This window comes from Kangiella shandongensis (assembly GCF_020005365.1).
In the GTDB taxonomy this organism is placed as follows: Bacteria; Pseudomonadota; Gammaproteobacteria; order Enterobacterales; family Kangiellaceae; genus Kangiella; species Kangiella shandongensis.
In genome coordinates, this window is record NZ_JACNML010000005.1 from 41,800 (window position 1) to 55,672 (window position 13,873).

The window sequence follows — 13,873 nt, forward strand, 5'->3', positions numbered from 1 at the left end:
GCCATGCACACGACAAGCATAAAGAAAGAAACCATTTTAGCCGCACCGGTGGCCGATTTTGTGCCGCACTCGGATCCTATGGTACTGCTGGATCGCCTTGTAGATTTTACCGATAATTCTTTAACCGCCGAAGTGGACATTCAGCCAACGAGTCGTTTTTTTATTCCAGCGGTGAAAGGTATTGAAAGCTGGGTCAGTATCGAATACATGGCCCAGGCAATAGCCGCCTTGGCAGGAGTTAAGGCCCATCTGGCTGGCGAACCAGTCAAATTAGGTTTTTTGCTAGGTACACGGAAAATGGATATTGCATCTCCGCTAATGCTGGCCGGGCAAAGCTACCAAATTCATATCGAAGAGCTTTATATGGATGACTCTGGATTAGGTGCCTTTAGCTGCAGCGTGACTCAGGACGACACCATTATCAGCGAAGCCAAGCTTAACGTCTTTGAAAGCGACGATACAAATCAATTAACACATAACGAATAATTACTATCATGAGTAGAAGAGTCTTAGTTACAGGTTCAAGCCGCGGTATTGGTAAAAGTATCGCCCTACAATTAGCCGAAGACGGCTTTCATATCACCGTGCATTGTCGCTCGGGAGTGGAGCAGGCCGAAGAAACCATTGAGCAGATAAAACACGCTGGCGGCAGTGCCGGTCTTATTCAGTTCGATATCGCCGATCGCGAGCAAACTCGTTCTGCTCTTGAGCAGGATGTCGAGCAGCATGGCGCTTATTATGGCGTGGTCTGTAATGCAGGTATTACCCGCGACGGTGCCTTCCCAGCGCTTACCGATAGCGACTGGGACGACGTCATTCACACTAATCTCGACGGCTTCTACAATGTGGTTCACCCCTTGGTTATGCCAATGGTACGCAACAAAAAAGGTGGTCGTATCGTTGCCATGTCTTCCGTTTCCGGCGTTCTAGGAAACCGCGGACAGGTGAATTACAGCGCCTCCAAGGCCGGACTCATTGGTGCCACCAAAGCGCTGGCAGTTGAATTGGCCCGCCGCAAAATTACGGTCAACTGTGTCGCCCCTGGGCTCATCGAAACCGATATGATCGACGATGAAGTCACCAAGGAAGCGATGAAAGTAATTCCGGCCCGCCGCATGGGCAAGCCCGAGGAAATTGCCGGTCTGGTCAGCTATCTGTTCTCGGATTCGGCTGGCTACCTGACGCGACAGGTTATCTCTGTTAATGGAGGTATGGCCTAATGAAACGTGTGGTCGTGACGGGTATGTCGGGTATTACCGCCTTCGGTGATAACTGGGAAACCATTTCCAGTCAATTGAAAGCGGGTAACAATGCCGTGAAATTTATGCCCGAGTGGGAGCAGTGCGAAGGGCTACGGACCAGTCTGGCCGCGCCCGTCGATTATCAGTTCCCGAAACTGCCACGTAAAAAAATTCGCAGCATGGGCCGCGTCTCCTTGCTCGCCACCTGCGCCACACAAAAGGCCCTTGAACAAGCTGGACTACTAGAGCATGAAGCACTGACCAATGGTGCAACCGGGATCGCTTATGGCTCATCGTCCGGCAGTACCCGGACGATACCTGTCTTTGGCGATCTCATAAAAGGCGGACCTATGACTGGGTTCACTTCAACCTCTTACGTTGAAATGATGAGCCACACGGCTCCGGTTAACATGGGCGTCTTCTTTGGTACGAAAGGACGCATTATTCCGACCAGTAGCGCCTGTACTTCCGGTAGCCAGGGCATTGGTTATGCTTACGAGGCGATTAAATACGGTCGTCAAAAAGCGATGATTGCAGGTGGTGCAGAAGAATTGTGCATCACTCAAGGGGCAGTTTTCGATTCACTGTTTGCGACTTCAATTAAGAATGATGCTCCAGAAACTACGCCCAAACCTTTCGATAAACATCGCGACGGACTGGTCATAGGTGAGGGTGCTGCCACCCTGATTCTGGAAGAGTACGAGCATGCAAAAGCACGCAATGCTCCTATTCTGGCTGAGATTGTTGGCTTTGGCTGTAACTCTGACGGTGCTCATGTTACCCAGCCACAAAAAGATACGATGGCTGTCGCCATGCAATTAGCTCTACAGGACACTGATATCAGCGCTGATGACATTGGCTATGTCAGTGCTCACGGTACGGCCACGGATCGCGGTGACGTCGCTGAAAGCCATGCCACTCGAGAGGTTTTCAAGCGTCCGGTTCCAATCAGCTCTTTAAAAAGCTATTTTGGTCACACCTTAGGTGCCTGTGGTGCAATCGAAGCCTGGCTTGCTATCGAAATGATGCGTCATAACTGGTACGCACCGACGGTTAACCTGACCGAGCAGGATCCAGAATGTGCCGAGTTGGACTATATCACTGAGACTGATCGCGAAATGGATCACCAGATGATTATGAGTAATAACTTTGCTTTCGGCGGTATCAATACATCTCTAATTTTTAAGAGAATGTAGCAAACGGGCCTGATAGTAGGCCTAGTCTAATAGGCCCATGTCGCGTTTGATATCCAGAATATCCGAGTGGATGGCATCCTTGGCCACGCCGCGCTCGAGTAGATCCTGATACACCGACATAACCATTGGCTCAGAACCGCCAACGTAAATATCCATGTTACTGATATCACTGTGATCCAACAGAAAGGCATGGTGAACAAAACCTTTACGCCCCTGCCATTCTTCATCCAGCCCCGATAACACCGGTACATAGGAAAAGTGCTCGTATTTATTGGCCCATTCACTGGGTTCGCGATGCAGGTATAGATCGGCCGAAGTTTGAGCCCCCCAATAAAGGATCAGCTCGCGATCAATGTTCTGCCATAAAGCCGTTTTAATGACCGAGTGAAATGGCGCAAAGCCAGTACCACCAGCAATAAACACCGCTGGACGCTCGCTACCGGTCAATACACACTGACCGAAAGGCAGCTGCACCTTGACCCGATTCTGATGCTTTAACTGACTAATAATTTTATCGGCTTCGTCGTGGCCCGGTAAGCGGCGGATATGCAGTTCCAACACATCCTGCAGCGGTGAGCTGGCGATAGAAAACGGCCTTAAGGAACCGTCTTCCAGCTGCAGCATCAGATATTGACCCGCTGCGTACTCAGGCAGCTTACCTTCTACCGGCTCCAATTCTACCCAGTAAACATCACGCCCTGCACGATGCACAGACGAGACTTCACATTCAATAAACTCAGCTTCTTTTTGTTCGGTCATACAACCTCAATCTTATTTATCATCTGTAGGCTCGAGCTCCAACTCTTCCCACATGGTATCGACTTTGTCTTTAACCGTTTGATCCATGACAATCGGCTCACCCCACTCACGATCGGTTTCTCCAGGCCATTTGTTAGTTGCATCAATCCCTAGCTTAGAGCCAAGCCCCGAAACTGGCGATGCAAAGTCCAGATAGTCAATCGGTGTATTATCGACCAAAGTACAGTCACGCGTTGGATCCACCCGTGTAGTTATGGCCCAAATCACGTCTTTCCAGTCACGTGTGTTGACATCATCATCCACCACGATCACAAACTTGGTGTACATAAACTGGCGCAGAAACGACCAGACTCCCATCATCACGCGCTTGGCGTGACCCGGATATTGTTTCTTCATCGATACGACCGCCAGGCGGTAAGAGCAGCCTTCCGGCGGTAAATAAAAGTCCACGATCTCAGGGAACTGTTTTTGCAGTATCGGTACAAACACTTCATTCAACGCTTCGCCCAGAATCGCAGGCTCATCCGGCGGACGCCCCGTATAGGTCGAGTGATAAATCGGGTTTTCCCGTTGCGTAATGCGCTCCACCGTAAACACCGGGAAGCTATCAATCTCATTATAGTAACCTGTGTGATCGCCATAAGGACCTTCGTCTGCCATCTCTCCCGGTTCGATATAACCTTCCAATACAAACTCAGCGGAAGAGGGCACCTGTAAGTCATTTCCGATCGACTTGATCACTTCGGTCTTCTGCCCACGCAATAAACCGGCAAAAGCGTACTCGCTCAGAGTATCCGGCACCGGCGTTACCGCCCCCAGAATCGTTGCTGGATCAGCGCCGAAAGCGACTGTTACAGGGAAACGTTCACCCGGATGCTTTTCGCACCAATCTTTAAAGTCCAGTGCACCGCCACGATGCGCCAACCAGCGCATGATGAGCTTGTTTTTTCCAATCACCTGCTGACGATAAATACCCAGATTCTGGCGTTTCTTATTCGGCCCTTTGGTGATAGTTAATCCCCAGGTCATCAAAGGTGCCGCATCACCCGGCCAACAGGTTTGTACTGGAATACTGGTTAAATCCACCGCATTACCCTCGATCACAATTTCCTGACACGGCGCTTTCTTGACCTGCTTCGGCGCCATATTCATGACCTGCTTAAATATCGGCAACTGTTGCCAGGCATCTTTAAAACCCGACGGCGGCGTTGGCTCTTTTAAGAAAGCCAGCAATTCACCCAACTCACGCAAGCCCGTTAGATCTTCCTTGCCCATCGCTAAAGCAACACGACGCGTGGTACCGAACAGATTGCCCAATACTGGCACCGAATGCCCCTTGACGTTTTCGAACAGTATAGCTGGACCGCCAGCTCTCAAGGTACGATCACAAATCTCCGTCATCTCAAGATAGGGATCAACCTCCATCGAGACACGTTTTAATTCGCCCATCGACTCAAGCTTTTCGATAAAGTCACGCAGATCTTTGTATTGCATGGGATTGGGGGTTGTTTGATATTTGGGGTATTTTATCAGATTGGGCTTCAATACCTAAGGAATGATTTAATTGTTACTTTGGTGAAAATTTTCCACCGCTTAATTCTCTTCTATCTTTTTTGAAGTCTTCGGTATAGGTTCCTGTTCTATTTCTAGTTCTAGCTTTTCGAGATTTCCTTGTCTCACTACGTTTTTTCTTAGTAAGCTTAACTTTATTAAATTCTAATAAGACGTTTTGATTAATTTCTTTATCCGTTAACCCTGGATTATCTTTCTTCACTTTGAAATACAGGGTCTTTAATAATTTTTCATCAGATTTAGTTACCTTCATACTGAAATATTAGCATAAGAAATGTTGATGTTCATTTTCTTTGTATGTCCAAAGAAAACGAACCAAAAGAAAAGACACCCGATATTTAGGTCATTCTTCGAATAACTTCCTTCATAATTTCAAGTAATTTAACGCACCACGAATTACATCACATCCCTGTGCTGAAATTTGTTATTCAAATCTTCCACGATTTAAATTGCTATTACTTGGATAATTACTCAGCTAAATATAAGGGAACCAACCCGAGGCAAGCCGAAGGGACATTTGTCTGTACTAAAACAGTAAAAATTGATTTTTAGTCGTTTTTGCGAGGCAGTGTCGTAAAAGTTAAGACTATTGGCAAAATATCCCTTTACGAAAAATAAAGATTTTTCTTTCTAGGCGAGGCGTAGTAAGGTTTTTAATAACGAGTTTACATTCAGTAAATGAGGAAATTAAAAACCTTGCTACAACAATGCATAGGAAGAAAAAGATTATTTTTACTTTTTCATTGAGGTGAAGAACTCATCATTCGTCTTCGTCATCGCCATCTTATCGATCAAGAATTCAATCGCGTCTAACTCATCCATTGGATGTAAGATTTTGCGTAAAATCCACATCTTTTGCAGTTCTTCCTGGGTCGTTAATAGATCTTCTTTACGTGAGCCGGAGCGGTTAAAGTCAATCGCTGGGAAGACGCGTTTTTCTGCGATCTTACGCGACAGGTGGAGCTCCATATTACCCGTACCTTTAAACTCTTCGTAGATCACTTCATCCATCTTAGAGCCAGTATCGACAAGAGCCGTCGCAATAATCGTTAAGCTACCGCCTTCTTCGATATTACGTGCTGCACCGAAGAAACGCTTTGGACGCTGCAATGCGTTTGCATCCACACCACCAGTTAGTACTTTACCGGACGAAGGGACGACGGTGTTATACGCACGGGCCAGGCGAGTAATCGAATCGAGTAAAATAACCACGTCTTTCTTGTGCTCGACTAATCGTTTCGCTTTTTCGATCACCATCTCTGCAACCTGGACGTGACGTGCTGCTGGCTCATCAAAAGTAGAAGCAACCACTTCACCCTTCACTGAACGCTCCATTTCTGTTACTTCTTCTGGACGTTCGTCAATAAGAAGTACGATAAGCATACACTCAGGATGGTTGTTAGTAATCGATTGAGCGATGTTCTGCAACATCATGGTCTTACCGGCTTTCGGCGGCGAAACGATTAATGCTCGCTGACCTTTACCAATCGGTGCGGCCAGATCAATGACACGGGCAGTAATATCTTCTGTTGAACCATTACCACGCTCCATACGCATACGATCATCTGGGTGTAATGGCGTTAAGTTTTCAAATAATAGTTTACGGCGAGAGTTTTCGGGGCTGTCGTAGTTAATTTCTGCGACTTTCAATAGGGCAAAATAGCGTTCCTGATCTTTAGGTGGGCGTATTTTGCCGAAAATGGTATCACCCGTTCGTAAGTTAAAGCGTCTGATTTGACTTGGCGAAACGTAAATATCGTCTGGACCGGCCAAATAAGATCCTTCCGCTGAACGCAAGAAACCAAAACCATCGGGTAAAATTTCTAATACTCCGCCACCAAAAATATCTTCGCCACTTTTGGCATGATTTTTTAGGAGGCCGAAGATGATGTCCTGTTTGCGCATACGCGCCATGTGCTCAAGACCAACGGCTTTCGCCATTTCAGACAGTTCTCGAGCGGATTTCTGCTTTAATTCTGTAAGATTCATAATGTTGAATGATTTTTCTCTGACGCATTGATAGACAATGCTACCTGTTCCCGTGAAATTTGTGTTTGGAGTAGAAACGGAGTTTGCCCGTGGGCTTATTTTAGGACGCTGTGTTCAGCAAGGTTAAATGTAGCACTAGATGATTGAGGTGTCTAGCTTTTTAGGTTAACTATTGAACAACACCAGGTAAAAATACGATCAAGATCAACAAAAAGAGGCCATAGCCTCTTTTTGCGATAACACCAATATTAAATGTTGCTGTCGATAAAGGCCATCAGTTGTGACTTTGATACAGCGCCAACTTTAGTCGCTTCGACGTTACCACCCTTGAAAAGCATCAGGGTAGGAATACCACGAATGCCATACTTTGGCGGCGTATCGCCGTTTTCATCAATGTTCAATTTAGCAACTTTAACTTTGCCCTCGTAGGACTCAGCAATTTCATTCAGAATTGGAGCAATCATTTTACAAGGACCACACCACTCAGCCCAATAATCAACCAACACCGGGCTATCCGAATTAATCACTTCTGCTTCAAAGTTATCGTCAGTTAACTTAACAATTTTGTCACTCATTTAAATATTCTCCTGCTAATTCACTTGCGCTTGGCAATCATCAGACGCACAATGGCTCTATTTGATACAATGACTTGCGATTTTGCAAGCATCCAACGGTAAAAATTTATACATGGACAAATCACATTTATCCGATACACGATTCAGCGACCTGGGGCTACACCCCAAATTGCTCTCAGCAATCAACGATCTGGGCTTCCAGTATTGTACGCCTATTCAGGCTAAAACATTACCCTTACTACTTAAAGGACAAAATGTTGCTGGGCAAGCACAAACCGGTACTGGAAAAACCATCGCTTTTCTGCTTGGGGTCATGAACGATATACTAACTCTACCTGAAATTGAAGGTCGTCGTGCCAATGAGCCTCGCTCAATCATCATTGCGCCAACTCGAGAGCTGGCAGTACAGATTGCTAAAGATGCCTTGAAGCTGGCCAAGCATACTAAACTCAAGATTCGGGTAGTATATGGGGGCGAAGATCACGAAAAACAACGTCGCCAACTGGAAAATGGGGTCGACATTTTGATTGGTACCACCGGCCGCCTGATCGACTATTTAAAGCAAGGCGCTTATGGCCTTGAGGCCATCGATAGCGTGGTACTGGATGAAGCTGATCGTATGTTTGATCTCGGTTTTATCAAGGATATTCGTTATCTATTCCGCCGTATGCCAGCGGCTAACGATCGCCTCAACATGCTTTTCTCTGCGACCTTGTCACACCGTGTGCAGGAGTTGGCCTATGAACATATGCATAACCCTCAACATGTCCAGGTAGCGGCTGAGCAAATCACCGTAAAGAAAATTCGTGAAGCGCTTTTCTACCCGAGCCGGGATGAATCACTTCCCCTGTTAGTGGGCCTTATGAAACGGCTGAAACCAGCGCGTACCATCGTCTTTACCAATACCAAAAGAGCGGCAGAACACGTTTGGGCCTGTTTGCGCGGCAATGATATTCCAGCCGGTTTATTGACGGGTGATGTTCACCAGAAGAAACGCTTGAAGCTTTTAGACGATTTAAAAAATAATGAGGTCAATGTATTGGTCTGCACCGATGTTGCAGCACGCGGACTGCATATTGACGGAGTGACTCACGTCTTTAACTATCACCTGCCTGACGATGCTGAAGATTATGTCCATCGTATTGGGCGTACTGCTCGTGCTGGTGCAGAGGGTGACGCGGTGAGTTTTGCCGGTGAAGACTTTGCCATGAACCTTACGGCTATCGAAGAATACGTTGGCCACGAATTGCCCAAGCTCGAAATCAAGCCCGAGTACCTGGCAGAATTAAAACCTTCGGTTCCATTAAAACAAAAACGACGTCACCCATCACAACGTCGTCACTCAAAACACTAACCTTATCGAGCCTGTGACTTTGCTTACAGGCTCACACAGCAACTGCCAAATAACTCACCGTTCAACCCGCTGACACACAGTGTCACGGTAACTTAAAACGATCTTCATACATTCTCCGTAAGCTACATCCTTCATATAGCAAAGGGAGAACCTTATGAAACTGTGTCACTTGTTCTTATTCGCCGCAACTGTTTTATCCGCATATCCAGCAACGGCAAAAAAAGATGTCTCATCGCGTCATAAAGACAAATCCAGCGTAGAGTTGGGGCCCAGACCTTTTTATCTACTCAACGATATGGATGACGGTCCACTAAAACGTCGGTTACAAGCCTGTGCCGCTAAGAAAAGACATTATAAGTCATCTGAATTTTCCATCGGTCATCGCGGTGCACCGTTGCAATTCCCTGAACACACCAGGGAATCCTATGTGGCAGCCGCACAAATGGGTGCCGGTGTGCTGGAATGCGACGTTACCTTCACCAGTGACAAAGAGCTGGTCTGCCGCCACTCACAGTGCGACCTTCACACCACTACTAACATTCTTGGTACTGCCTTAGCGAGCAAGTGCTCACAACCCTTCATCCCCGCCGATCCGACAACAGGTACTCCAGCGCAGGCTCGCTGCTGCACCTCAGACATCACACTTCAAGAATTCAAAAGTCTTGAAGGAAAAATGGATGCTTATAATCCACATGCGACTACTGCCGAGGACTATATGCAGGGCACAGCTAACTGGCGCACCGACTTGTATGCCTCAACCGGTACTCTGATGACGCACGCTGAAAGCATCGAGCTTTTTAAAACTCTTGGCGTAAAGTTTACACCCGAGCTAAAAACACCACAAGTTACAATGCCTTATCAGGGCATGAGCCAGCAGGACTATGCGCAAAAAATGATCGATGAATATAAGCGGGCTGGAGTGAAACTGAAGGACATCTATCCACAATCTTTTAACCGTGCCGATGTAGAATATTGGATTACAAGCGAGCCTCAACTGGCGGATAGCACCGTCTACCTCGATGATCGTATGGATACGGATCCCAACTATGTGCCAAGCCTCATTGATATGTTTGCTCTTCGTGTCACAGGTATCGAGATAGTGGCGCCGCCGCTTTGGGCGTTAGTCACTTTGGATGACGATAATAATATCGTACCGTCAGATTATGCGCTCTATGCCAAGCAGGCAGGACTTAAAATCATCACATGGACGCTGGAGCGATCAGGCCCGCTACAAACAGGCGGTGGTTGGTATTACCAAACCGTTACTGACGCTGTTGATAATGATGGCGATATGCTTGTGCTGCTCGATGTGTTAGCGCAGGACGTTGGTGTGATGGGTGTTTTCTCTGACTGGCCAGCGACAACAACCTTTTATGCCAATTGCGCTGGACGGTGACAATATAGGGGATACTCACTCGACCCACGACATCCCAGATTTTTGTTAATTAGTTCTCATTTATCTAAAGAACTTTGTCCTGGTTATATTTTGTTACAAGCTCTGACTTCATTTTTACACAACATTTTTGATACTCTCGAGACTCACTTAATATAAGAAAGGACTAAATAATGTTTAAACCATTGATAATTATAGGGCTATCTTTCGCATTTGTCGGCTGCGCGACTACGTCTTCTGAAACCGCAAGCACTGCTCAGAACTCTAAGAAGCAAGTAGCTCAATCTGATGAAGAGAAGCCTAAAGTAATTTGTCAAAAAACACATCGGGTGGGTACTCATTTTAAAAAGTTGCAGTGCTGGACTAAAGAGGAATATGTTCTCAAGCAGCAACGAGACAAAGAAGAAGTGCGTCAACTCCAGCGTTCGACAATGACTCCTCCTGAGCAATAATAAATTAACGTTGACAGTTGAGCTGAGCGCCAGCCGAGCTATTTAGCTGGCGCTTATTGTTTTGCCCCTCATTTTTAAATTAAACCTTCGAGTAATACTTTCGATTTAACCCAATATCTCAGCAATCATACATTAAGAAAAGACCACCCTTCATAACCTTTGAAAAGCTCTAAACTACTTGGCTACTTCCACTTTTCAACAACATTCTTGATTCTTCCCTCTCGTCGGCCAACATGAGCCTTAATTTGCTCCGCCAACTCAAAGTGCTTCTTCTCTTTATCGGTTTCAATGATTAGATCAGGTACTGTAACCGGGTTACGCTCTTCATCGAATGCGACCAGGGTAAAGTGCGCAGTTGTACTCAGTACATCCCCTTCGTCACCACCTTTATCAACAAACACATCGGTGCGAACCATCATTGAACTCGAGCCAACCAATACTACTTTGGCCACAGTCTTAATTCGATCACCGACAAAAATAGGACGTTTAAAAATAACACGCTCTACCGAGGCCGTTGACACCGTTCGACCTGAATATCGAATCGCTGCTAAAGCTGCTGTCGAATCCATAATAGCCAACAGCTCACCACCAAACATGTTGCCATAAGGGTTGCTCTGGTTAGGAAAAACAAAGTTCCAGGTTTCGATGGCTTCCGAAGGTTTACGCTCACGCTCTGACATAGTTGTACCTAATCATTTAAAAAATTAAGTATAGGTTGCCATATTCCTCGTCGAATTTCTTGCTTTTTCTTGAACAGACCAAAGTGCCCAATCTTATTTAAACCAAGGTCAACCGGCCTGATAAACTGCGTTTCAATATGACAATTGGAATAGTGTTTTAATAAGCCATCGCGTGCTTCCTGAGGTGCATACCAGTCATCGGATATCGTTAAGCCAAACAACTTTGCTTTTAGCTTAGCGTAGTTTGAAATGTCCAACCCATGTTTCGGTGTAAACAAATATTCTTCAGAGCGCGCCCAACGTAACCACTGTTTTACCGCCGTCTTTGGTACAGGAATTGGGCCTAATAATTTGGACGAGAAGTAGTGCCCGAACTGGGCGGTCAGCACTAATGGAAAAATAACATACCAGATTGCTGCGAGTCCGTACTTCTGCCACCCTGGCCACAGTCTCCAACTGCCAACACCGCTGGCAGCGATTACAATTTTATCAAACTCAACGCTCGAGGGTGCCAAACCCGTTATTTGGCCGCCCGCACTATGCCCCATGTAATACAGGTTACCGGGAGCATACTTATCTTTAACAAACTGAATCGCCGCTTCTAAATCCAGCTGTCCCCAATGTTGCATCAGGATGTTATCCGCAGGCATGTTGCCTTTCTGTGAATGACTGATGCCACGATAATCAAAGGTTACTACCGAAATCCCATTATCCGCCAAGAAAGCCGCGATATGTTTGTAGTATTGGTAGGGAACACCAAAAGCCGAGCCAATCACTAAAAAACGAGTGGAAGAGCTCTGCTCCTCGCCCGTTGCCGCGGGGTAAAGTGCCCCCTTTAGCTCGAAGCCATCGGCGGCGGTAAATGATACTTCTTGATACTGATAAGACAAAAAAGGTACCTGATGTTACGACTTTCCCTATAGATACCTTATTTGATAAAAAAAGGCCAAACCTCTTACCTATTGTAGTTATTGTTGTGCAAACACTTTCTGCAATAGCTCCGTCGTACGCGCAACGGGATTGTCACGAATTTTCTTTTCTTCCCGGGCTACCAAGGTAAAAAGTCCGTCTAAGGTTTCAGTCATCACATAATCTTCAATATTCATATTCGGTTTATCAGTGAAAGGCAGCTTGTCATAAGCACCGAGTAGTTGCTTATAATCTTTATAAAAACCCACTTGCTCCATGCTGCTGGTAATTATAGGCTGAAAACGCCTCTCTAAAGTTACCTCGGTTTTGTTACGAAAGTAGTTAGTCGCCGCATTATCACCGCCACGCAAAATGCCCCAGGCGTCGGCAATCGACATGGAGCTGATGGCGTTAATAAACACTGCCTTTGCCTCACCCGATGCTTTCTCCGCAGCACGATTCATTTGCCCTTCAAAGTTATCGACATAAGAGCCGAGCCCAACCTTACGTAAACCACTGGCCACATCGTCCAGTTGCTGCGGCACAGCAATCCTTATTAATGGGTTATTACTGAAGCCACCGCGACGGTTAGTACGGTTAACACTGTTCTTGGTACCAACTTCCAGTGCCTGCTTTAGCCCCGCAACCACTGTTTGCTCCGACAGCTGTTGATTACTACCTATCGTATTTAAGACACGGTTAATATCGGTCGTTTTACAGCTAGTTAGCAAGAACGCTGCTCCCACTAACGTCAAAGCCACTTTTAATAACTTCATGACATACCTCTAATATATCTATTCAACGATAGCCCCAGAAGGGCAAAGACTTGGAATCATCCGTGCGGCTGACTGCTTAATGGATTGATTGCACTAACCATATGGTAGTCGGAATCGTAATCACCGACAACAAAGTACTTAACGCTATAGTGTTATGCGCAACTTTTCTTTCTGACTCTACGGCCTCAACAAAAGGCATCACACTGATCCCTGTAGGACAGGCGGCCAGAATAGTCAGTGAAATCAGTTGAGTTTCATTCAAGCCAACCAGCCAGTAACCAAAGGAAAAGACGAGAGCGGGCAGTGCGATCAGTTTAATCGTAGTTACCATCAGTGTTTTCTTAATCACAGAGCGGTTAATGCTACCCAGCGATGCCAGTGAACTGCCGAGAATAATTAAAGCTAACGGCAGCGCCGCATCGGACACCATCTCTAAGGGTTTAAACAATTGCTGTGGAATGGGTATATCAAATAAATTAAAAATCAGCCCCAGCAATACGCCGATAATGACCGGATTACTGAAAATACTTAATGCCGCCTTAAACTTGGAAGGAGTGACATTGACCCGTGTGGAGAACAGGAAGAAGGTGGTAAATAAAATTAAACTGTGCCCTGAGATCACTGCCAGACTGATCACCAGGCCTTTTTGTCCAGCGACCGATAAGATTACCGGTATACCTACCAGCACATTATTGGAAAAGGTCGACGTCAGAGCGATGCGATGGCTGAAAGTCAAAGCGAGTACGACAAAAACGACCAGTACTGGCACAAAATAGGCGAAGAGGGTAACGCCGATGTCCTCAAGGCCGGTCTCATAGACGCTGACAAATAAGAAGACTGGTACAAAAGCCTTAAAGACAACCTTAGACAGATCGTCAAAAAAAGCAGAGCCCACCAGCTTCCACTTAACCAGCACCACCCCTATCAATACCACCAGGGCGATAGGGATGATCGCATTCAGAATAATCATAAAACCG

The 13,873-nt window shown here is 46.2% G+C and carries 15 protein-coding genes; 6 read left to right on the forward strand and 9 right to left on the reverse strand.

What is annotated here, in order from left to right:
• The first annotated feature begins 3 nt into the window (after nucleotides 1–3).
• The 3 genes from H7708_RS06800 to H7708_RS06810 are packed head-to-tail and all read left to right on the forward strand — an operon-like array spanning nucleotide 4 to nucleotide 2,437.
• Nucleotides 4–486 carry an ApeP family dehydratase gene (locus tag H7708_RS06800; RefSeq protein WP_223669739.1) on the forward strand — a complete coding sequence of 161 codons (483 nt, stop codon included), beginning with the start codon at nucleotides 4–6 and terminating at the stop codon, nucleotides 484–486.
• Between the two features lie 8 nt (nucleotides 487–494).
• Entirely contained in the window at nucleotides 495–1,220 is a 726-nt protein-coding gene (locus H7708_RS06805; protein WP_223669740.1) for a 3-ketoacyl-ACP reductase FabG2, read from the forward strand.
• Nucleotides 1,220–2,437, forward strand: a complete 1,218-nt coding sequence (locus H7708_RS06810) for a beta-ketoacyl-ACP synthase (RefSeq protein ID WP_223669741.1) — start codon at nucleotides 1,220–1,222, stop codon at nucleotides 2,435–2,437. Before H7708_RS06805 ends, H7708_RS06810 begins: the two co-directional genes overlap by 1 nt.
• Before the next feature lie 21 nt (nucleotides 2,438–2,458).
• On the opposite strand, the gene H7708_RS06815 is transcribed toward H7708_RS06810, so the two are convergent.
• The 5 genes from H7708_RS06815 to trxA all read right to left on the reverse strand — a co-directional run bounded on the left by H7708_RS06815 (nucleotide 2,459) and on the right by trxA (nucleotide 7,332).
• Nucleotides 2,459–3,196, reverse strand: coding sequence for an NAD(P)H-flavin reductase (locus tag H7708_RS06815; protein WP_223669742.1), 738 nt, complete (start codon nucleotides 3,194–3,196; stop codon nucleotides 2,459–2,461).
• A 12-nt stretch (nucleotides 3,197–3,208) separates the two neighbouring features.
• Nucleotides 3,209–4,690, reverse strand: a complete 1,482-nt coding sequence (ubiD, locus tag H7708_RS06820; protein ID WP_223669743.1) for a 4-hydroxy-3-polyprenylbenzoate decarboxylase — start codon at nucleotides 4,688–4,690, stop codon at nucleotides 3,209–3,211.
• A 73-nt stretch (nucleotides 4,691–4,763) separates the two neighbouring features.
• Complete coding sequence (locus H7708_RS06825) at nucleotides 4,764–5,021, reverse strand: hypothetical protein (RefSeq protein ID WP_223669744.1); 258 nt, start codon at nucleotides 5,019–5,021, stop codon at nucleotides 4,764–4,766.
• A gap of 479 nt (nucleotides 5,022–5,500) precedes the next feature.
• Nucleotides 5,501–6,757 carry a transcription termination factor Rho gene (gene rho, locus H7708_RS06830; protein WP_068994090.1) on the reverse strand — a complete coding sequence of 419 codons (1,257 nt, stop codon included), beginning with the start codon at nucleotides 6,755–6,757 and terminating at the stop codon, nucleotides 5,501–5,503.
• Between the two features lie 248 nt (nucleotides 6,758–7,005).
• A complete protein-coding gene (gene trxA, locus H7708_RS06835) occupies nucleotides 7,006–7,332 on the reverse strand; it encodes a thioredoxin TrxA (RefSeq protein ID WP_223669745.1) in 327 nt (108 codons plus the stop codon).
• A gap of 112 nt (nucleotides 7,333–7,444) precedes the next feature.
• On the opposite strand from trxA, the gene rhlB reads away from it, so the two are divergent.
• The 3 genes from rhlB (at nucleotide 7,445) to H7708_RS06850 (ending at nucleotide 10,531) form a co-directional block, all read left to right on the forward strand.
• A complete protein-coding gene (gene rhlB, locus H7708_RS06840) occupies nucleotides 7,445–8,686 on the forward strand; it encodes an ATP-dependent RNA helicase RhlB (RefSeq protein WP_223669746.1) in 1,242 nt (413 codons plus the stop codon).
• A 154-nt stretch (nucleotides 8,687–8,840) separates the two neighbouring features.
• Nucleotides 8,841–10,082 carry a glycerophosphodiester phosphodiesterase family protein gene (locus H7708_RS06845; protein WP_223669747.1) on the forward strand — a complete coding sequence of 414 codons (1,242 nt, stop codon included), beginning with the start codon at nucleotides 8,841–8,843 and terminating at the stop codon, nucleotides 10,080–10,082.
• 170 nt (nucleotides 10,083–10,252) lie between these two features.
• On the forward strand, nucleotides 10,253–10,531 hold the full coding sequence (locus tag H7708_RS06850; protein ID WP_223669748.1) for a hypothetical protein: 279 nt from the start codon (nucleotides 10,253–10,255) through the stop codon (nucleotides 10,529–10,531).
• Between the two features lie 182 nt (nucleotides 10,532–10,713).
• Here H7708_RS06850 and H7708_RS06855 read toward each other — a convergent pair whose 3' ends face one another.
• The 4 genes from H7708_RS06855 to H7708_RS06870 all read right to left on the reverse strand — a co-directional run bounded on the left by H7708_RS06855 (nucleotide 10,714) and on the right by H7708_RS06870 (nucleotide 13,866).
• Nucleotides 10,714–11,211 carry an acyl-CoA thioesterase gene (locus tag H7708_RS06855; RefSeq protein WP_223669749.1) on the reverse strand — a complete coding sequence of 166 codons (498 nt, stop codon included), beginning with the start codon at nucleotides 11,209–11,211 and terminating at the stop codon, nucleotides 10,714–10,716.
• Between the two features lie 8 nt (nucleotides 11,212–11,219).
• Nucleotides 11,220–12,101, reverse strand: a complete 882-nt coding sequence (locus H7708_RS06860; protein ID WP_223669750.1) for an alpha/beta hydrolase family protein — start codon at nucleotides 12,099–12,101, stop codon at nucleotides 11,220–11,222.
• Between the two features lie 78 nt (nucleotides 12,102–12,179).
• On the reverse strand, nucleotides 12,180–12,896 hold the full coding sequence (locus H7708_RS06865; protein ID WP_223669751.1) for a DUF4197 domain-containing protein: 717 nt from the start codon (nucleotides 12,894–12,896) through the stop codon (nucleotides 12,180–12,182).
• A gap of 76 nt (nucleotides 12,897–12,972) precedes the next feature.
• A complete protein-coding gene (locus H7708_RS06870) occupies nucleotides 12,973–13,866 on the reverse strand; it encodes an AEC family transporter (protein WP_223669752.1) in 894 nt (297 codons plus the stop codon).
• Nucleotides 13,867–13,873 lie beyond the last annotated feature (7 nt).

What these genes read in the sequence shown, in the direction of transcription:
- H7708_RS06800 (WP_223669739.1), top strand. Translation starts at nt 4, where the DNA reads ATGCACACGACAAGCATAAAGAAAGAAACCATTTTAGCCGCACCGGTG.
- H7708_RS06805 (WP_223669740.1), top strand. Translation starts at nt 495, where the DNA reads ATGAGTAGAAGAGTCTTAGTTACAGGTTCAAGCCGCGGTATTGGTAAA.
- H7708_RS06810 (WP_223669741.1), top strand. Translation starts at nt 1,220, where the DNA reads ATGAAACGTGTGGTCGTGACGGGTATGTCGGGTATTACCGCCTTCGGT.
- H7708_RS06815 (WP_223669742.1), bottom strand. Translation starts at nt 3,196, where the DNA reads ATGACCGAACAAAAAGAAGCTGAGTTTATTGAATGTGAAGTCTCGTCT.
- ubiD (WP_223669743.1), bottom strand. Translation starts at nt 4,690, where the DNA reads ATGCAATACAAAGATCTGCGTGACTTTATCGAAAAGCTTGAGTCGATG.
- H7708_RS06825 (WP_223669744.1), bottom strand. Translation starts at nt 5,021, where the DNA reads ATGAAGGTAACTAAATCTGATGAAAAATTATTAAAGACCCTGTATTTC.
- rho (WP_068994090.1), bottom strand. Translation starts at nt 6,757, where the DNA reads ATGAATCTTACAGAATTAAAGCAGAAATCCGCTCGAGAACTGTCTGAA.
- trxA (WP_223669745.1), bottom strand. Translation starts at nt 7,332, where the DNA reads ATGAGTGACAAAATTGTTAAGTTAACTGACGATAACTTTGAAGCAGAA.
- rhlB (WP_223669746.1), top strand. Translation starts at nt 7,445, where the DNA reads ATGGACAAATCACATTTATCCGATACACGATTCAGCGACCTGGGGCTA.
- H7708_RS06845 (WP_223669747.1), top strand. Translation starts at nt 8,841, where the DNA reads ATGAAACTGTGTCACTTGTTCTTATTCGCCGCAACTGTTTTATCCGCA.
- H7708_RS06850 (WP_223669748.1), top strand. Translation starts at nt 10,253, where the DNA reads ATGTTTAAACCATTGATAATTATAGGGCTATCTTTCGCATTTGTCGGC.
- H7708_RS06855 (WP_223669749.1), bottom strand. Translation starts at nt 11,211, where the DNA reads ATGTCAGAGCGTGAGCGTAAACCTTCGGAAGCCATCGAAACCTGGAAC.
- H7708_RS06865 (WP_223669751.1), bottom strand. Translation starts at nt 12,896, where the DNA reads ATGAAGTTATTAAAAGTGGCTTTGACGTTAGTGGGAGCAGCGTTCTTG.
- H7708_RS06870 (WP_223669752.1), bottom strand. Translation starts at nt 13,866, where the DNA reads ATGATTATTCTGAATGCGATCATCCCTATCGCCCTGGTGGTATTGATA.